Source organism: Kitasatospora sp. NPDC059827 (genome assembly GCF_042731675.1).
Lineage (GTDB): Bacteria > Actinomycetota > Actinomycetes > Streptomycetales > Streptomycetaceae > Kitasatospora.
The window spans coordinates 50,150-68,618 of record NZ_JBHWIV010000012.1 but is presented as its reverse complement, the minus strand read 5'-3'; the positions used below and the strand labels follow the sequence as shown (position 1 = coordinate 68,618).

The following is an 18,469-nucleotide window of genomic DNA, read 5'->3' as shown; positions in this document are numbered from 1 at the left end:
GCGCCCCCCACCTCCGCGGCCCCGCCGCCCCCCGGCGCCCCCCCCGCGCCCCACCCCCCCCCCGCGGGGGGGGCCCCCGCCCCGCGCCCCCCCGCGGGGCGCGCCGGCGGGGCGCCGCCCCCCCCCTCGGGGTGGGGCCGGGTCGGACCCGGCTCCGGTGGTGGTGCGTCAGGCCGGGAGGTTCCACTTCTGGTTGGCGGCGCCGTTGCAGTCCCAGATGCCGAGCTGGTTGCCGTTGTTGGTGGCGAAGCCGAGGTCGTCCAGGCAGCGGCCGGACTGCGGGTTGTAGAGCGAGCCGTCGGAGCGGGCCTGCCACTGTTGGGCGCCGGTGCCGTTGCAGTCGTAGAGCTGGACCATGGTGTGGTTGGCGGTGCCGCCGCCGGCGACGTCCATGCACTTGCCGAGGGCCCGGACGGTGCCGTCGACGCCGATCCGCCACTTCTGCGCGACGGAGCCGTTGCAGTCGTAGATCTGGACGGGGGTGCCGTTGCCGAGGTTGGCGCCCTTCACGTCGACGCACTTGTTGACGTAGCCGGTGATCTGGCCGGTCGGGCCGGCCGGCGGGGTGGCGCCCAGGATGACGCGCGGGAACATGACGCTGTCGCCGATGCCGCAGGCCGCGGAGACGCTGCCGTCCCCGATCGCCACGCCGCCGATCGCGGGGCGGGTGAACTGCACGGTGTGGGTGGAGTTCCAGTAGTAACAGGTGGCGGTGACGGTCCAGGTCTGCATCGGGTCGAGGCCGCTGCAGCTGCCGATCGCGCTCCAGCCCGCGACGTAGGCGCCGCAGGAGGGCGCGGCCTGGGCGGAGGTGGCGGGTGCGGCCAGGGCGGCGGCACCGGCGAGCAGGGCGGTGGTCAGCAGGGCGGAGGTTCGGCGCATCGGGACGGTGGTCCTTCCGGTCGGCGAATCACGTCAACACGACGTCTGTGCACTGGTGGTGACTGTGCGGCAGTTGTGTGGGCCGTGTAGAAGAATCGGGGTTCGCCGGGTCACCGTCAAGCTCTCGTTCAAGGCGAGCTCCAACGGATTCACGCCAGCTGTTCGGGCAACGGTCGCTCGGACGGCCCGGAGCGCGACGCCCGGGAACGCGGAACGGGCCCCGCACTCCCCACCACAGGGGAGCACGGGGCCCGTTCGGCGAAACCGGGGCCGGGGCCGGGAGGCCGGGACGGCCGTCAGTCGAACTTGCGGCGCTGGCGCCCCGTCCCGTAGTTGCCGCCGGACTGGGAGCCGCTGCCCGGCCGGGCCCGGCCGGAGGAGCGCCCGATGAACCCGGCGGCCTGCGGCCGCTCGCCCTGGGTGGCGGCGCCGAGGCGCTGCTTGGGGCGCGGGCGGCGCGGGTTGCCGTTCATGTCGACGTCGGCGGGCAGCCCGGAGCGCTTGGCGGGGCGGCGGCGCTGGTTGCCGGACTTGCCGGCGCCCTTGCCGTCGGCCGAGGCGGCCGGGGCCGCGGGCTGGGCCGCGGCCGGGACGACCAGCGCGACCGCGACGCCGCTGGGGGTGCGGGCGCCGGTGATCCGGGACAGCTCGGCGTCGCCGGGGCGGATCTTGGTGACGGTCGGGCGGATCCCGGCGACCGTCATCAGCCGGTTGACCTCGCGGCGCTGCTCGGGCAGGACGAGGGTGACGACGGTGCCGGACTCGCCGGCCCGGGCGGTGCGGCCGCCGCGGTGCAGGTAGTCCTTGTGGTCGATCGGCGGGTCGACGTTGACGACCAGGTCGAGGCCGTCGATGTGGATGCCGCGGGCGGCCACGTTGGTGGCGATCAGCGCGGTGACCTCGCCCTCGCGGAACTGGTCCAGGACCCGGTTGCGCTGCGGCTGGGACTTGCCGCCGTGCAGGGCGGCGGCCATCACGCCGGTGGCGCGCAGCTGCTTGGCGAGCCGGTCGGCGCCGTGCTTGGTGTGCACGAACATGATCACCCGGCCGTCGCGGGAGGCGATGTGCGCGGTGGCGGAGGCCTTGTCGGTGGGCTCCAGCTGCAGGACGTGGTGGTCCATGGTGGTGACCGCGCCGGCCGAGGGGTCGACCGAGTGGGTGACCGGGTCGGTCAGGAAGCGCTTGACCAGCCGGTCCACGTTGCGGTCCAGGGTGGCGGAGAACAGCATCCGCTGCCCGCCCTCGGCGACCTGCTCCAGCAGTCGGCTGACCTGCGGGAGGAAGCCCATGTCGGCCATCTGGTCGGCCTCGTCGAGGACCGTGATGGCGACGTCGGACAGGTTGACGTCACCGCGGCCGATCAGGTCGTCCAGTCGGCCGGGGGTGGCGACCAGGACCTCGGTGCCGCGGCGCACCGCGTTGGCCTGCCGGCTGATGCCCATGCCGCCGACGACGGTGGTGATCCGCAGGTTGACGGCGGTGGCGTACGGGGTGAGCGCGTCGGTGACCTGCTGGGCGAGCTCGCGGGTGGGCACCAGGACGAGCGCCAGCGGGTGCCGGGAGTCGGCGCGGCGCCCGGCGGTGCGGGCGAGCAGCGGCAGGCCGAAGGCGAGGGTCTTGCCGGAGCCGGTGCGGCCGCGGCCGAGGACGTCGCGCCCGGCGATCGAGTCGGGCAGGGTGGCGGCCTGGATCGGGAACGGCTCGGTGACGCCCTCGCGGGTGAGCGCGGAGAGGATCGCCTTGGGCAGTTCGAGCTCGCCGAAGGAGGCTGCCGGGGGCCGGGCCGGGGTGCCCTCGACGACGGTGAAGTCGGCGGGCTCCGCCACGGCGGCGCGGGTGGCCTTGGGGGCGCCGGTGCGGCCCCGGGGCTTGCGGGTGCGGTCGGCGGCGGCGCCCTCCCCGGTGCGGCGGGCGCGCTCGGGGTTGTCGCCGGTGCGGCGGGGGCGGCCGGTGCGGCCTTCGGCCGTGCGGTCGCCGGTGCGCGCGGCGGAACGGTCGGTGGTGCGGTCGCCACGGTCGCGGGGCGTGCGGGCAGGGGTGGTCACGGGTTCTCCGTACGTCGGTCGGCAGCCCGCGGTGGCGGACTGGTCGGCCGTCTGAGTGGAGTGCGCCGCCCCGGCCGTACTGCGGCATGAACGAGGGCCCGCACCGCCGAGCGGTACGGGCCCCCGCTTCACGAGATCACAGGATCACGTGTCAGCTGAGAGGCTGAACGTCAGGCGATGACCTGGATGTTCTCGCCCTGCGGGCCCTTCTGGCCCTGGGTGACGTCGAACTCGACGCGCTGGCCCTCGACGAGCTCGCGGAAGCCGTTGGCCTGGATGTTCGAGTAGTGGGCGAAGACGTCCGGGCCGCCGCCGTCCTGCTCGATGAAGCCGAAGCCCTTTTCGCTGTTGAACCACTTCACGGTGCCGGTAGCCATAACCGTCTCCTCATACTTGGGGCATCAGGGACCCACACCTCGTGAGTCCCCAAGTAGCCGCGATCCCCATCCGGAGACTGAAACACCGGACAAAACAAATGCGCCTGTTGGTTGGTACCAGCAGGCGCACACACACGTTCATGGGAACCAAAACTGCAACTGCTTCGACTGTAGCACGGTCGCACCCCGATTGACCGGGGACTTTTCTGCTCGACAGATCACGTTTGGCCCCCCTGGAAAGAGGGGACGGCGCCCCGCCGGAGCGGGGCGCCGTCTGCTGTGCGGCCCGTCGCCGGGCCCTCGGGTCAGTGCCGGCCGACGGGCTCCGGCGGCATGGTGCGGCCGACCGGCGGGGCGTGGCCCTCACTCGGACGGGCGTCAGCGCCGTGGCCGGGCCACCACGCCTTGTTGCCGATCAGCGCGGTGAGCGCCGGGGTGAAGAACATCGCCATCACGAAGGCCGCCAACACGATGCCGAAGGCCATGGCGAAGCCGAACTCCAGCATGAAGCTGTTGCCCGCGAGCATGAAGGTCCCGAACGAGGCCGCCAGGATGAAGCCCGCCGCCGCGACGGTCGGACCGGCGTGGCGCAGCGCCTCGCGGGCCGCCTCGCGCGGGGTGCGGCCCGCACGGGCCTCCTCGCGCAGGCGGGCGATGATCAGGATGTTGTAGTCGGTCCCGATCGCCACCACGAAGAGGTAGATCAGGATCGGCATCATGAACATCAGGCCGGTCTCGTGGCCGATCTTCTGGAAGAGCAGCGTGGCGGCGCCGAGGGTGGCGCCGAAGCCGAGGCCGACCGAGGCCATCAGGTACCAGGGGGCGACGACGCTGCGCAGCTGGAGCGCCAGGATGAGCAGGATGAGCAGCCCGGCGATCGGGAAGACCAGCTTGTAGTCGTGGGTCATCGCCAGGTTGATGTCCTTGAACACCGAGCTGAGTCCGCCGACCTTGGCCTCGGTGCCGGCCGGGGCCTGGGCGTGGGCGACCGCGCGCAGTTCGGTGACGGTGGCGATGGCCTCGTTGCTGGAGGGCTCGTCCTTGAGCATCACGGTGAACTGAGCCGTGGTGCCGTCGTCGCTGATGGTCTTGTTCTGGCTCGCGGCGGTCGTGGGGGCGGGTGCGAAGACCTGGGCGACGCCGGCGACGTGGAGCTTGTCCGCGTAGGCCGGGAAGGAGGCCGGGTCGAGCTTCCTGCCGTCGGTGCTGCTCAGGAAGACCTGGCTGGGGGAGGCGGCGCCCTTGGAGAACGCGGTGGACATCGTGTCCTGGACGACCATCGACTCGACGGTCTTCGGCATCGAGCCGCTGGTCATGTCGAACAGGCCGTTGTAGCCGAGGGCGCCGAGGGTCAGGGCGACCAGCACGCCGCCGGAGGCGAGGGCGGTGAGCGCCGGGCGCTTCTCGACGACCCGGCCGAGCGCGGTGAAGCGCGCGTCGCTGGGCTCCCGCATCCACTTCTTGCCGGGCCAGAAGACGGCCCGGGCGGGGATGACCGCGAGCAGGGCCGGGGCCAGGGTGACGGAGGCGAGGGCGGTGACGACGACCGCGATGGCCAGCGCCGGGCCGAGGGCCTGGAACATGCCGAGGCTGGAGAGGACCAGCGCGGCGAAGGCGATGGTGACGGCGCCGGCGGCGGAGGCGATCGCCTCGCCGACCCGGCCGACGGCGTTGACGACGGCGGACTTGCGGTCCTCACCGGCCCGCAGGCGTTCGCGGTAGCGGAAGGCGAGGAAGAGGAAGTAGTCGGTGCCGACGCCGAGCACGACGACGATCAGGATCGGCGTGAGGATCGCCGTGCTCTTGAGGTCGAAGGCCTTGGTGGCGTAGTTGATCAGTCCCATGGAGGTCGGCAGGGCGATGATCAGCGAGACCAGGATGGGCAGCAGTCCGGCCAGGACGCTGCGGAAGATGATGCCGACGATCACGATGACCAGCACCAGGGTGGCCATGGTGATGAGGCCCTCGGTGTCGCTGGAGGACTCCTGCTGGTCCAGGGTCTGGGCGGCGGAGCCGCCGAGCTGGAACTTGAGGCCGGTGGGGCCCGCCAGGTCCTTGCCGTCGCCGCGCAGCGCCTTGGCGACGTCCGCGACCGCCTTCGGGTCCTGCTGCTTGTCCTTGGCGATGGCGACCGTGCCCAGCGCGTACTTGTGGTCCTCGGAGTAACCGAGCTTGTCGGCGGGCGGGTTGACCGCCTCGACGCCGTCGATCTTCTTGCCGGCGAGGTCCTGGGCCAGCTTGCCCATGGCCTTGGTGTCGGCGTCGGTGAGCGCGGCGCCGTCGTTGCGCTCGAAGAGGATGAGGGCGTCCGGGGTGAAGGCGGCCGGGAAGGCCTTGGCCTGCACCTCGGCGGCCTGGATGGACTCGTAGTGCTTGGGCAGGAACGACGCCTCGTCCGTCTGGGAGCTCACCTTGGGCGCGGATATGAAGATCGCGACCATGGCGACGAGCCACGCGGCGATCACCCACCACGCGCGGCGTACGGCGAATTGTCCTAGTCGGTGGAACATGCTCGATGCCTCCTGGGCATGGTTCACCGCAGCCCTTGGGGGACGGGACGCTGGGCGACGGCAGGACCGGGCCGGACGCGCACTGGCGTCCACTAGCCGGTCGGCAGGTAAGTAGGTCTGGGCGTCAGCCTACGAGTACGTGCTCGCCGTGCGGCAAGAAAGCCCCCGTGGTCCAACCCCCGTTGCGGGGCCACCCCGAACCGGCCCCGCCCCAGTCTCTCGCGGCCACGGTGCCGTTGGCCTCGTGCTCCGGGTGGAGCCTTCTCCCCCTCAGGGTGGAGTCCACCCCCTACCTCGGAGGAGGAGGCCTAGGGGTAGCGAACCAGGGGAAACCCCCACGGCGCCGCACGGCCGCCCCGGGGCCCGCTCGCCCGGCCGCCGCGGGGCGCGCCGCTCCGTGCGTCATGATGATCACCGTCCGGAATCCCCCGGATGAACACCGGCGGAACGGAGCCCAGCCATGATCCCCTTCGACGAGGCCCGCGCCCGGCTGCTGCTCACCGGGGCCTGCGCCGCCGCCGGACTGCCCGCCCCCGACGGGGCGCGGCTGCTCGCGCTCGGCGAGAACGCCGTCTTCGACCTCGGCGACCCGGCCGTGGTCGCCAAGGTCGGCCGCGGCCCCGGACTGTACGACCGGGCCCGGCGCGAACTGACCGTCGCGCACTGGCTGGCCGGGCAGGGCATCCCGGTGGTCCGCCCGTACGAGCGGGTCGAGGCCGGGCCGCACCGGGCCGACGGACACCCGGTCACCTTCTGGCACCGGCTCGCCCCCGCCGTCCGGCCCTCCCGCCCGGCCGACCTCGCCCCGCTGCTGCGCGCCCTGCACGCCCTGCCGCTGCCGCCCTTCCCGCTCGACGGGCGCGACCTGCTGGCGCCGGTGGAGCGCTGGCTGGCCTCCGCCGAGGGGCAGGTCGACCCGGCGGACGTCGCCTTCCTGCGCGAGCGCCGGGACGCCTTCGCGGCCGCGCTGCCCGGCCTGGTGCCGGAGCTCGCGCCCGGGGTGATCCACGGCGACGCGCTGCCGCGCAACGTCCACGTCGGACCGGACGGGCCGGTGCTGCTCGACCTGGAGACCTTCTCCCAGGACCTGCGCGAGCACGACCTGGTGGTCCTCGCGCTCGCCCACGACCGCTACGGGGTGCCCGAGGAGGACTACCTGGCGTTCACCGCGGCCTACGGCCGGGACGTGCGCGACTGGTCCGGCTTCGCGGTGCTGCGCGGGGCCCGGGAGACCGCCAGCGCCTCCTGGGTCGCCCAGCAGGCGGCCGGGAACCCGGCGGCGCTCGCGGAGTTCCGGCGCCGGGTCGACTCGCTCCGGGAGGGGGCCACCGGGGTGCGCTGGTACCCGTTCTGACGGCGGGCCGCCACCCCCCTCCGCCGCCTCCCCCGCCACCTCCCCGATACCTCCTCCGGGCGGCGGAGGCCGACCCCGGCGGGTGTGAGAAGACTCTTAAGGCGGAACGGTCCGGCGCGCAACCGGGACACGTACGATCGGCGTCCTATCGCACAGTCATCCTGACCGAGGGATCGGCCTCCGGGATCGGCCCCCTTCTCGCCCCTCAGGAGCCGCCGCCATGCACCGGACCCCCACCCGTCGCAGCCCCCTCCGCCCCCACCGCAACCGGCTGATCGCGGGCTGCATCGCGATGGCCGCCGTCCTGGGCCTGTCCGCGTGCGGCACCGCCAGCGGGGCGCTCCAGCCCACCGCGACCGCCACCACCCCGGGCGCCGCGAACACCCCGGGCACCGGGAACGGCACGGGCACCGGGAACAGCACGGCGGCCGGCACCGCTCCCGCCCCCGGCTCGGACGCCGCCCAGCCGCGCACGCCCACCGCTCCGGCCGACCCCGGCCGGGCCACGGCCACCGGCAAGCCGGTCGGCACCACCCCCGGCACCACCACCAGTACCCCTACCGGCACCCCCGCCGCGCCGCCCGCGCACCCCGGCCAGGCCACCAAGGTGATCGGGTCCACCGCCTCCGGCGGCCGCACCGTCGCCCTCACCTTCGACGACGGCCCCGGCCCGGCCACCGGCCAGATCCTCGACCTGCTCGCCCAGTACCACGCCAAGGCCACCTTCTGCGAGATCGGCCAGAACGCCGCCGCCAACCCGGCCCTGGTCAAGCGGGTGCTGGCCGAGGGCCACCGGCTCTGCGACCACAGCGTCCACCACCCCCAGCCGTTCGAGAAGCTCCCGCACGACAAGGCGGTGTACGAGATCTCCGCCGCCCACGACATGATCGTCAAGGCCGGCGGGCCGGGCACCCGGATCGGCTGGTTCCGCGCCCCGGGCGGCGGCTTCAACGCCGACAACGAGCACATCGCCGCCGGGCTCGGGATGGACTCGCTCGGCTGGTCCGTCGACCCCCGCGACTGGTCCCGCCCGGGCGTGGCCGCGATCGTCTCCACCGTGCAGAGCCAACTCAAGCCCGGCGGCGTGATCCTGATGCACGACGGCGGCGGCGACCGCAGCCAGAGCGTGGCCGCACTGAAGCAGCTGCTGCCCTGGCTCGTCGCCCAGGGGTACACCTTCGACTTCCCCGCCGCGTAAGGCCGTTGGACCTCGGCCCGTAGGGTGGGCGGCCGTGACCGACACCGCCGCCCTCGTCGCCGCCGTCCCCGGCCTGGCCCGCCACCTGCGGCCCGCCACCCTGCTGCACCCGTACGCCGCCCCCGCCGACCCCGGGGCGAGCCGGATCGGCGGCCCGGCCCAGTGGCCGGCCGGCGAACCCTGGCCGCACTGCACCGCGCGCCACCCCGAGGAGGAGGACGTCCTCCCCCGCAGGGCCCCGGAACCACCCGCCGCCGCGACGGCGCTGGTCCCGCTCGCCCGGATCCGCGCCGAGGACGCCCCGCACCTGCCCCGTCCGCACGGCACCGACCTGCTCCAGGTGCTCTGGTGCCCCAACGACCACGACGACATCCAGGGCGAGCGCTACTACTACGGCCCCGCCGTCGAACTCCACTGGCAGCGCGCCGCCGACCTCGCCCCGGCCACTCCCCCGCCGCCCCGCCACAGCGCGCCGGAGTACCTGCCGCGCCCGTGCGCGGTGCGCCCCGAACAGCTCCTCGACCTGCCCGACCGGGACGAACTGCCCCCGGAACTCGCCCGCGCCGTCGAGGAGTTCGCCGAGCGGCGGGGCATCGGGTACCAGCGGGACCTCGGCCGGGCGGACGGCTGGAAGCTGGGCGGCTGGCCGTCCTGGCACCTCACCGACCTCGTCCCGGTCGACTGCGGCCGCTGCGGCGCGCGGATGGCGCACCTGCTGACGGTGGAGAGCGGCGGGGATCCGGACCTGTCGGTCGGGCGGCACGGGGAACTGCACGTGTTCGCCTGCCCGGTGGACGTGACGCACCCGGTCGGGCTGGACCTCCAGTGACGGACACCGGACCGCTCGGTCGGACCGCGGCCGAACCCGTCGGCCGAGCCCCTCAGCCGAACCCGTCAGCCGAACCGGCGCCGGTAGACCTGCCGGGAGCCGCCCTCCGGCCCGGGGGCCGCGGCCTCGGCCGGGGTGAAGCCCAGCCGCTCGTAGAACACCCGGGCGCCACTGGCCACCGCCCCGGGGTGGTCCGGGCCGAAGGTGACCACCTCGACGGTGCCCGGGGCGCGGACGTGGCGGCGCAGCGCGTCCTCGACCAGCGCCCGGCCGACGCCGGTGCCCCGGGCGCGGTCGGCGACCACCAGCCAGTGCAGGTGGTGCGGCCCGTCCTGCGCGGGGCCGAACAGCAGGCCGCCGAGGAGTCCCGCGGTGGACTCGGCGACGGTCGCGGTGCCCCGGGCGACGGCCTTCTCCACCGCGCGGTGGAAGCCGGGCTCGGCCACCATCGGGCCGAACCAGTGCTCGACCTCGGCGGCGAGCGCCAGGAAGCCGGGCAGGTCCGCCGGGACCGCCGGGCGCACGGGGTGGACGGGACGTACGGGGTGGTCCGGGTGTACGGGGTCCACGGCCCCGGTCATCCGGACGGTCGGGACGGCCAGCGCGGGTCCACCACGGCGAGCGGGTCCTTGCCGCGGCGCAGCCAGGACTGGAGGCCCTCGGCCCAGTCCCGGTACCAGTCGATCTGGCGCCGGTGCAGTTCGGCCGGGGCCACCTCCCCCACCTCGGCCGGGTAGCGCCCGGCCAGCGCGACGGCGACCCGGACGGCGGCCAGCGCGTCGCTGCCCGCCTCGTGGGCGTCCGTCAGCTCCACCCCGTACACCTCGCAGACCCGTTGGAGGGTGCGCGAGCCCTTGCGGTACTTGTCGACCGCCCGGTCGATGACCAGCGCGTCCAGCACCGGCCCGACCGGGGCGCCGAGGCGCTCGGCGAGCGTGGGCAGCCCGTGGCGGCGCAGCTCGGCGTCGAGCAGGGACAGGTCGAACGGGGCGTTGAAGGCCACCACGGGCCGCCCGTCCGCGATCCGCGCGCAGAGCGCCGCGGCTATCTCCTCGACCGCCTCCTTGGCCTGCCGCCCCCTGCTGCGCGCCAGGGTGTCGCCGATGCCGTGGATCGCCTCCGCCTCGGCGGGGATCGGCACCCCGGGGTCGAGCAGCCAGTTGGCGGCATCCACCCGGACGGCGCCGACGGTGTCCACGAGGGCGGCCGTGACGATGCGGTCCACGGCCGGGTCGGTGCCCGTGGTCTCCAGGTCGAAGCCGACCAGTGGCTGCTGCCACCAGCTCATCAGGTGTGTCCTTCCGTCCTCCGGCGAAACAGCCCCTATCATCACCCGCCCCACCGACAACCCGGCCGTCAGGGCGGCCGGTCCCGGGGTGGCCGGGGGACTTCCGGGGGGCTTCCGGGGGCGGTGCGGGGTGCCGGTCGGCCGGCCACGGGGGCCGGCGGAAGGTCCAACTCCGCTTGCCCGTCGGCCGGTTGGCCGGTCGACCGGGCCGGGGGCGAGGAGGCCACGGGACGCCACGGCCGCTCGGCCCCGGCGTGCACCTGCGCGCGCCGGGGCCGAGCGGCCGGGACGGATGACCGCCGGTGGGTCACCGGCCGGACGGCCTACCGGGCCGCCGCCCGGCCGGCGAGGGCGACCCGGGCGGACAGCGTGCTGGCGGCCACGGCGAGCGCCAGGCAGAGCGCCGCGCCGCCGGCCAGCGGCAGCCAGGGCAGCCGCAGGGCGACGCTCGCCTGCCCGGCCAGGATGCGGTGGTTGAGCAGGGCCGTGGTGCCGTACTGGGTGAGCGCGGTGACGGCGAGGGCGAGGACGGCGGCGGTGGCCACCACCAGGGCGGCCTCCAGGGCGACCATCCGCAGCACCTGGCGGCGCACCGTCCCGGCCAGCCGCAGCACGGTGAAGTCGCGGCGGCGGTCGGCGGCGCTCATCACCATGGTGTTGACGATGGCGATCAGCGCGTAGAGCAGGGCGGGGCCGAGGATGGTGGTGGTGGCGATCCAGGCGTAGTGGGCGTTCGGGTCGGGCCCCGGGGCCTGGGCGTCGGTGAGGACGCCGCCGAGCCGGTCGGCGGGTTCGGCGCTGAGGTGGACGGCGCCGGGGCGGGCGCCGTCGAGGTGGCCGGTGACGGCGTCGCCGCTGAGCAGGACCTCGTCCAGGCCGAGCTGGGTGCGGTAGACGAGGGCGAGCCGCAGGCCGGTGACGGTGCCGTCGGCGAGGCGCAGGTTGACCTGGTCGCCGACCTTCCAGCCGTGGCCGCGGGCCTGGTCGGTGGAGGCGGCGAGGGTGGCGCCGTGCAGGTCGGCGGCGGTGCCGTCGACGGCGGGCAGGGTCCAGGCGGTGGCGAGGTCGCCGTCGACGACGGTGGCGGCGGAGGGCGCGCTGGCGGGCGAGTCCTCGCCGTGGTCGTCGAAGGCGGGCCGGTCGGCGCCGAGGCCGGTGACCACGGTGGAGGTGGTGGCGGTGGCGTGCAGGTCGGGCCGGCCGGCGGTGAGCCGGTGGGCGGCGTCGGCGGGCAGCGGGGCGGCGCCGGGGCGCAGCACGTAGCGGGCGGCGGCGGTGGCCCTGGCCTGGGCGGTCATGGCGTCGGCGAAGGCGGCGGTGGAGCCGACGGCGGTGCCGGCGAGCGCGATGGTGAGGAAGGCCGGGGTGGCGGTGGAGACGGTGCGGCGCACGGCGGTGAGCGCGTTCTGCCGGGCGAGCAGCGGGGCGGCGGCGGTGAGCCGGGCGAGCGGGGCGCTGAGCAGTCGGACCAGCAGGGGCACGACGACGGGCGCGAACAGGGCGAGGGTGGTGATGGTGGCCAGGTCGGCGCCCATCACCCACTGGGAGGCGAGCTGCGGGTCGTCCGGCTGGTCGCCGGGGGCGGGCGGCAGCGACGCCGCGGACAGGTAGTAGGAGACGACGCCGACCAGGCCGAGCAGCCCGAGGACGGCGAAGGCCCAGCGCGCCCCGGTCATCACCGTGCGGTCGGCGGCGGCGTCGCCGAGCGCCTCGACGGCGCGCACCCGCCCGGCGCGGACGGCGGCGGCGACGGCGCCGAGCAGCGCGACCGCCAGGCCGACGGCGGCGGCCAGCAGCATCGGGCCGGCGGCGGGCCGGGCGGTGAAGCCCTCGGGGGCGGCGCCGCGGGCGACCAGCCAGGAGGCGAGGGCGGGGGCGCCGGGCAGCGCGAGCAGGCAGCCGCTGACGGCGGAGGCGAGGGCGACGACGACGGCCTCGCCGGTGATCAGCTGGACGATCTGGCGGGGCGTGGCGCCGACGGCGCGCAGCATCGCGATCTCCTGGCGGCGCTGGGCGACGGCGAAGGCGAAGGTGCCGGCGACCACGAAGACGGCGACGAAGGCGGCCATCGCGGAGGTGAACTGGAGCACCTTGTGCAGCGAGGGCGCGCCGAGCGGGGAGTCGTCCCCGGCGGTTTCGTTGAGGAGGCTGCCGGTGGTGGCGACCAGGGTGACGCCGAGGGTGAGGGCGACGTAGGAGCCGGCGAAGGCGGCCTTGCGGCGGCGCAGGCTCGCGGCGGCGACGGGCAGCAGGGTCCCGAGCGAGGTCATGCCGGCGTCCCCGCCGTCTCCAGGGCGGTCATCCGCTCGGCGACCTGCTGGGCGGTCGGGCGGGGCAGGTCGTCGACGATCCGGCCGTCGGCGAGGAAGAGCACCCGGTCGGCGTGGGCGGCGGCGACCGGGTCGTGGGTGACCATGACGGTGCTCTGGCCCTCGCGGTCGACCAGGTCGCGCAGCAGGGCGAGGACGTCGCGGCTGCTGGAGCTGTCGAGGGCGCCGGTGGGCTCGTCGGCGAACAGCATCCGGGGCTTGGTGATCAGGGCGCGGGCGATGGCGACGCGCTGCTGCTGGCCGCCGGAGAGTTGGGAGGGCAGGTGGCCGGCCCGCTCGCCGAGGCCGACCTGGGCGAGCGCGCGGTGGACCTCGGCCCGGTCGGGGCGGCGCCCGGCCAGGCGCAGCGGCAGGCCGACGTTCTGTTCGGCGGTGAGCGAGCCGACCAGGTTGAACGCCTGGAAGACGAAGCCGAGTCGCTGTCGGCGCAGGACGGTCAGCTGGGTCTCGGTCAGCCCGGCGAGGTCGGTGCCGTCCAGCACGACCCGGCCGCGGTCGGGGCGGTCGAGCCCGGCGCTGCACTGCAGCAGGGTGCTCTTGCCGGAGCCGGAGGGCCCCATGACGGCGGTGAACGTGCCGCGGTCGAAGCCGACGTCCACCCCCCTGAGTGCCCGGACGGCCTCCGGGCCGGTGCCGTAGGTGCGGTGTACGTCTTCGAGGCGCAGTACGGCCCCGTCATCCCCCGTGATCTTCACGGGGGCTACACCTACCATGGCCACGACCGCTCTGACCAGGGGTGATGGGCGAATCGTTACGCCCCGCAGCGGGCCCCGGCCAGTCGCCGGGCCTCGGCGCGGACGTCCTCGTCCAGCTGCTCCCGGGTCAGGCCGTGGTACCCCAGGGTGTCGTAGGAGTCGTCGAGGAGGGCGAGCGCCTCGGCCGGCTCGAAGTCGTGGCCGAAGCGCTCGTGCACCCGGCGTGCGAGGTCCTGCGGCCCGTACTCCCCGGCGAGCATCCGGGCGGCGAGCACCCGCAGCACGGTCTGCTTGCCGAGCATGCCGCCGGGCGGGTGGCAGAGCAGGCCGTACTCGGCGAGGGCGGGCGGTAGCAGGTCCGGCACCAGGGCCGACGCCTCGCCGTTCGGGCAGGCGGCCAAGGCGGTGACGGCCTCGCCGTCGAGTCCGGCGACGAGCGCGTCGCAGGCGGCGTCGACGACCTCCAGGGCAGTCAGCTCGCCGGCGCTCCACAGCACGGCGGCGTCCCGGAGCCGTTCGACGGCCGGGTCGACGGTGACCGCCGGTACGGGGCGGACCAGGAACGCGTCGACCGCGTCCTCGTGCTCCGGCTCGAAGCCGTGCCGCTCGTAGAGGCGGCGGGCGGCGCTGCCCTGGAGGACGTCCAGGCGGACCGGCTCGCCCGCCGAGTCCGCCTCGGCGAGCACGTGCCGCAGGACGGCGCTGCCCAGGCCGCGGCCCTGGTGGCGCGGGCGGAGGTAGAAGTGCTCCAGCCAGCGGCCGCCCTGTTCGGCGGGGCGGACGGCGACGGAGCCGGCGAACTCGCGCCCGACCAGCACGATCGAGGTGTGCTGGGGCGAGAACCCGTCGCGCAGCCGCTGGCGGACCCGGTGGTCGTCGTAGCGGCCGAGGCGTTCCAGGTCGGCACGCATGACCTCGGCCCGAAGCTCGGCGACGGGCTCGACGTCGGCGGTCGTGGCGGGGCGCAGGCTCCAGTCGAGATCCTTGTTCACCCGCCGCAGTGTTGCAGCGGGAAACCGCCCTTGACCAGCGAATATCTCAGGACACGTTCCGGGCGTCCGCCCAGACCCCCTCGAACTCCTCGCGGTAGACCTCCAGCAGCCCCGGCTCGGTGCCGCCCGGCTGCTGGCCGGCGCCGCCGCGCAGGATCAGTGCCGGGGACTCCATGCCTCGCGAGCGGCGCAGGTAGGGCTGGATGACGCCGAGGTCGCGGCCGGCCCGGCGGCCGGCCACCGGGCCGGTGGGGCGGGGGCCCTCGACCAGGTAGGCGGTGAAGCGCGGGGTCTCGTCGAAGACCCTGATCTCGAAGCCGCCCTGGTCCCGCAGCCGGGCCCGGACCCGCCGCACGTGCATGATGTTCATCTCGATGGAGCGGGACAACTCGCCCCGGGAGAGGCCGAGTTCGCGTTCGCGGCGGCGGGTGGCGCTGCTCGCCGGGTTGAGGAACAGCAGCCGCACCCGGCAGCCCTCGCCGGCGAGGCGGACCAGGCGCTTGCCGGTGTAGTTCTGGCAGAGCATGCCGAGGCCGATGCCGAGCGCGTCGAGCCGCCGGGCGCCGTCGAGCAGGTCCTCGACCGGGAGGTCGCGCTGCAGCCGGACCCGGTCGGCGTGCACGGCGACGACGTCGGCGTAGCGTCCGGCGACCAGGGACTCGACCACGTCGGCGGGCACCCCGCCCGCGCCGCCGTCGAGGACGGCGAGCAGCCGGGCGGCGGCGCGCTCGGTCTGGGCCAGCACGGTCTGGGTGAGCACCCGGTTGCGGGAGACCACGTGCCGGGCCACTTCGAGTTCGTCCAGGGCGAGTTCGATCTCGCGCCGGTCGGCGAGGTAGGGCTCGAAGCAGGGCCAGTGCTGGACCATCAGCTCGCGCAGCTGGGGCAGGGTGAGGAAGACCAGCGGGTCGTCGTCGGCCGGGTCGAGGAGGTAGCCCTTGCGGCGGCTGACCTCGCGCACGGCGCCGGCCCGGTGGGCCCACTCCTCGCCGGCCGGGCCGGCCGCGGCGGTGACCCAGTCCTCGCCGTGGGCGGGGGCGTAGATGGGGTGCAGCACCTCGTCGACCAGGGAGCGCAGCCGCTGTTCGACCAGGTTGAGCCAGACGTAGGCGCGGCCGGAGAGCCGGACCCGCTGGTAGGAGTCCTCCCACTCGGCGGCCGACCAGGCGAGCGCGGGGACCTCGACCGGGCCGCCCTGGGCGGGGACGAGGGCGCGGCCGGTCATGGTGGGCCGCATGACCACCGTGGGCGCCTCGCTGCGGACGCCGCCCCGGTCGGGGCCGTCGGGCCCGGAGCCGCGGCCGCCAGCAGGGAACACCATGCGCCACCTCATCTGCGGCTGACCCCCGCGGACGCGGGGGCCGTTGACGGACCGTTGACAAGCACCGGTCGGCCGGAGCGGCCGGACGATCAAGGGTACTGCCCACCGCGAGCCGCCCGCAGCCGGATCGGCCAGGGGCCCTCCGGCGCCTCTCCCGCACCGGTGGCAACAGTTTTCACACGAATGCCCGCCGGACACCCGTTCGGACCAACCCCGGCGGTACCTCCCGGCCGCCGGGGAAGGGCTCGGGGAGTATCTCGGGGAGTGTGCGGGCTGTGCCGTGCGTCACGGACCCCAGGGCCGCACATGCCCGGCCGCCCGGCCGGGAAGAGAGCGTCCGGGCCGGCCGCCCGGCCGGACCGCGTGTCGGACTACACATCAGTTTCCGTATGCCACAAGGAAGTTGAGGACTCATGCAGGTCTGGCCCGGTAAGCCCTACCCCCTCGGCGCCACCTACGACGGGGCCGGCACCAACTTCGCGGTGTTCTCGGAGAGTGCCGACCGGATCGAGCTGTGCCTGATCGACGAGGACGGCTCGGAGACCGCCGTCGAGCTGCGCGAGACGGACGCCTTCGTCCGGCACGCCTACCTCCCGGGCGTCCAGCCCGGCCAGCGCTACGGCTTCCGAGTGCACGGCCCGTACAACCCGGGCCTGGGCCAGCGGCACAACAGCGCCAAACTGCTCCTGGACCCGTACGCCAAGGCGATGAGCGGCCACATCGACTGGGACGAGTCCGTCTACGGCTACCACTTCGGCGCGCCCGAGCGCCGCAACGACCTCGACTCCGCCCCGCACACCATGCACTCGGTGGTCATCAACCCGTACTTCGACTGGGGCACCGACCACCCGCCGCGCACCGACTACCACCGCACCGTCATCTACGAGGCCCACGTCAAGGGCCTCACCCGGCTGCACCCCGGCATCCCCGAGGAGATCCGCGGCAGCTACGCGGGCCTGGCCCACCCGGCGGTGATCGAGCACCTGGCCAAGCTGGGCGTCACCGCGATCGAGCTGATGCCGGTGCACCAGTTCGTCCGCGACCACCGGCTGCGCGACCTCGGGCTGGCCAACTACTGGGGCTACAACACCGTCGGCTTCTTCGCCCCGCACTCCTCCTACTCCTCCACCGGCGACCGCGGCCAGCAGGTGCAGGAGTTCAAGTCGATGGTCAAGGCGCTGCACGCGGCCGGGATCGAGGTGATCCTGGACGTCGTCTACAACCACACCGCCGAGGGCAACCACCTCGGGCCGACGCTGTCGCTGCGCGGCCTGGACAACGTCTCCTACTACCGCCTCGCCCGGGACCAGCGCTTCTACGAGGACACCACCGGCACCGGCAACAGCCTGCTGATGCGCAGCCCGCACGTGCTCCAGCTGATCATGGACTCGCTGCGCTACTGGGTCACCGAGATGCACGTGGACGGCTTCCGCTTCGACCTCGCCGCCACCCTGGCCCGGCAGTTCCACGAGGTCGACCGGCTGTCCTCGTTCTTCGACCTGGTGCAGCAGGACCCGGTGGTCTCCCAGGCCAAGCTGATCGCCGAACCCTGGGACCTCGGCGAGGGCGGCTACCAAGTCGGCAACTTCCCGCCGCTGTGGACGGAGTGGAACGGCATGTACCGGGACACCGTGCGCGACCTGTGGCGCGGCGAGAACGCCGCCCTGGCCGAGTTCGGCTCCCGGCTCACCGGCTCCTCCGACCTCTACCAGGACGACGGCCGCCGCCCGATCGCCTCCATCAACTTCGTCACCTGCCACGACGGCTTCACCCTGCGCGACCTGGTCTCCTACAACGACAAGCACAACGAGGCCAACGGCGAGGACAACCGGGACGGCGAGTCCTTCAACCGCTCCTGGAACTGCGGCACCGAGGGCCCCAGCACCGACCCGGCCGTGGAGGAGCTGCGGGCGCGCCAGCAGCGCAACTTCATCGCCACCCTGATGCTCTCCCAGGGCACCCCGATGCTCTCCCACGGCGACGAGCTCGGCCGCACCCAGGAGGGCAACAACAACGCCTACTGCCAGGACAACGAACTCGCCTGGGTGCACTGGCCCGAGGGCGACGGCCCGGCCGCCCGGCTGCTGGAGTTCACCCAGGGGATGATCTGGCTGCGCCGCGACCACCCGGTGTTCCGGCGGCGACGGTTCTTCCACGGGCGGCCGGTCCCCGGGCGGCACGGCTCGGTCGCCCCCGCCCCGGACGGCTACGACGACCTCACCGACATCGCCTGGTTCACCCCCGCCGGGGAGGAGATGACCAAGCGCAACTGGGGCGCCAGCTACGCCAAGTCGCTGACCGTCTTCCTCAACGGCTACGCCATCTCGGAACCGGACCGGCGCGGCGGGCGGATCGTCGACGACTCCTTCCTGCTGATGTTCAACGCCCACTTCGAGCCGCTGGAGTTCACCGTCCCCGCCGACCACGGGCAGGAGTGGCAGGTCGTGGTCGACACCGCGCAGCCCCGGCTGCCCGCCCCCGGGGCCGGGGCCCGGGTCAAGGCCGGGGACGCCCTGTGGCTCACCGACCGCTCGCTGATGGTGCTGCAACGGCCGGCCTAGCGACCGCGCAGGGGCCCGCCCGGGGATCTCGCCGGGCTCTCATGGGGATCTTGCGCTCACCTGTTCGGGTCAGCAGCGGGTCTTGGC

At 74.5% G+C, this 18,469-nt stretch carries 14 protein-coding genes; 4 read left to right on the top strand and 10 right to left on the bottom strand.

The window, feature by feature from the left end:
• Nucleotides 1–168 precede the first annotated feature (168 nt).
• From ACFV8H_RS10490 to ACFV8H_RS10475, 4 genes are all read right to left on the bottom strand, one after another.
• Complete coding sequence (locus ACFV8H_RS10490; protein WP_380398270.1) at nt 169–882, bottom strand: ricin-type beta-trefoil lectin domain protein; 714 nt, start codon at nt 880–882, stop codon at nt 169–171.
• A 296-nt stretch (nt 883–1,178) separates the two neighbouring features.
• Nucleotides 1,179–2,927 carry a DEAD/DEAH box helicase gene (locus ACFV8H_RS10485; RefSeq protein WP_380398268.1) on the bottom strand — a complete coding sequence of 583 codons (1,749 nt, stop codon included), beginning with the start codon at nt 2,925–2,927 and terminating at the stop codon, nt 1,179–1,181.
• Nucleotides 2,928–3,097: 170 nt separating this feature from the next.
• Complete coding sequence (locus tag ACFV8H_RS10480; RefSeq protein WP_196949043.1) at nt 3,098–3,304, bottom strand: cold-shock protein; 207 nt, start codon at nt 3,302–3,304, stop codon at nt 3,098–3,100.
• Between the two features lie 305 nt (nt 3,305–3,609).
• Nucleotides 3,610–5,745 (bottom strand): MMPL family transporter, encoded by a 2,136-nt coding sequence (locus tag ACFV8H_RS10475; protein WP_380398266.1) that lies wholly within the window; start codon nt 5,743–5,745, stop codon nt 3,610–3,612.
• 529 nt (nt 5,746–6,274) lie between these two features.
• Between ACFV8H_RS10475 and ACFV8H_RS10470 the strand changes: the two genes are divergently transcribed.
• From ACFV8H_RS10470 to ACFV8H_RS10460, 3 genes are all read left to right on the top strand, one after another.
• On the top strand, nt 6,275–7,168 hold the full coding sequence (locus tag ACFV8H_RS10470; RefSeq protein ID WP_380398264.1) for a phosphotransferase enzyme family protein: 894 nt from the start codon (nt 6,275–6,277) through the stop codon (nt 7,166–7,168).
• Nucleotides 7,169–7,388: 220 nt separating this feature from the next.
• Nucleotides 7,389–8,366, top strand: coding sequence for a polysaccharide deacetylase family protein (locus ACFV8H_RS10465; RefSeq protein WP_380398263.1), 978 nt, complete (start codon nt 7,389–7,391; stop codon nt 8,364–8,366).
• A 34-nt stretch (nt 8,367–8,400) separates the two neighbouring features.
• The gene (locus tag ACFV8H_RS10460; RefSeq protein ID WP_380398261.1) at nt 8,401–9,195 is read left to right on the top strand and encodes a hypothetical protein; all 795 of its coding nucleotides are present in this window, start codon (nt 8,401–8,403) and stop codon (nt 9,193–9,195) included.
• Between the two features lie 65 nt (nt 9,196–9,260).
• Here ACFV8H_RS10460 and ACFV8H_RS10455 read toward each other — a convergent pair whose 3' ends face one another.
• The 6 genes from ACFV8H_RS10455 to ACFV8H_RS10430 all read right to left on the bottom strand — a co-directional run bounded on the left by ACFV8H_RS10455 (nt 9,261) and on the right by ACFV8H_RS10430 (nt 15,821).
• Nucleotides 9,261–9,776: a GNAT family N-acetyltransferase gene (locus ACFV8H_RS10455; RefSeq protein ID WP_380398259.1), complete on the bottom strand. Its 516-nt coding sequence runs from the start codon at nt 9,774–9,776 to the stop codon at nt 9,261–9,263.
• Complete coding sequence (locus ACFV8H_RS10450) at nt 9,773–10,483, bottom strand: exonuclease domain-containing protein (RefSeq protein WP_375890118.1); 711 nt, start codon at nt 10,481–10,483, stop codon at nt 9,773–9,775. Before ACFV8H_RS10450 ends, ACFV8H_RS10455 begins: the two co-directional genes overlap by 4 nt.
• A gap of 323 nt (nt 10,484–10,806) precedes the next feature.
• On the bottom strand, nt 10,807–12,753 hold the full coding sequence (locus ACFV8H_RS10445) for an FtsX-like permease family protein (protein WP_380398257.1): 1,947 nt from the start codon (nt 12,751–12,753) through the stop codon (nt 10,807–10,809).
• Nucleotides 12,750–13,526, bottom strand: a complete 777-nt coding sequence (locus ACFV8H_RS10440) for an ABC transporter ATP-binding protein (RefSeq protein WP_380398256.1) — start codon at nt 13,524–13,526, stop codon at nt 12,750–12,752. Before ACFV8H_RS10440 ends, ACFV8H_RS10445 begins: the two co-directional genes overlap by 4 nt.
• 38 nt (nt 13,527–13,564) lie before the next feature.
• Nucleotides 13,565–14,500, bottom strand: coding sequence for a GNAT family N-acetyltransferase (locus ACFV8H_RS10435; RefSeq protein ID WP_380398254.1), 936 nt, complete (start codon nt 14,498–14,500; stop codon nt 13,565–13,567).
• A gap of 46 nt (nt 14,501–14,546) precedes the next feature.
• Nucleotides 14,547–15,821 (bottom strand): SAV2148 family HEPN domain-containing protein, encoded by a 1,275-nt coding sequence (locus ACFV8H_RS10430; RefSeq protein ID WP_375890110.1) that lies wholly within the window; start codon nt 15,819–15,821, stop codon nt 14,547–14,549.
• 413 nt (nt 15,822–16,234) lie between these two features.
• Here ACFV8H_RS10430 and glgX point away from each other — a divergent pair, with 413 nt between their 5' ends.
• Nucleotides 16,235–18,382, top strand: coding sequence for a glycogen debranching protein GlgX (glgX, locus tag ACFV8H_RS10425; protein WP_380398252.1), 2,148 nt, complete (start codon nt 16,235–16,237; stop codon nt 18,380–18,382).
• Nucleotides 18,383–18,469: the final 87 nt, after the last annotated feature.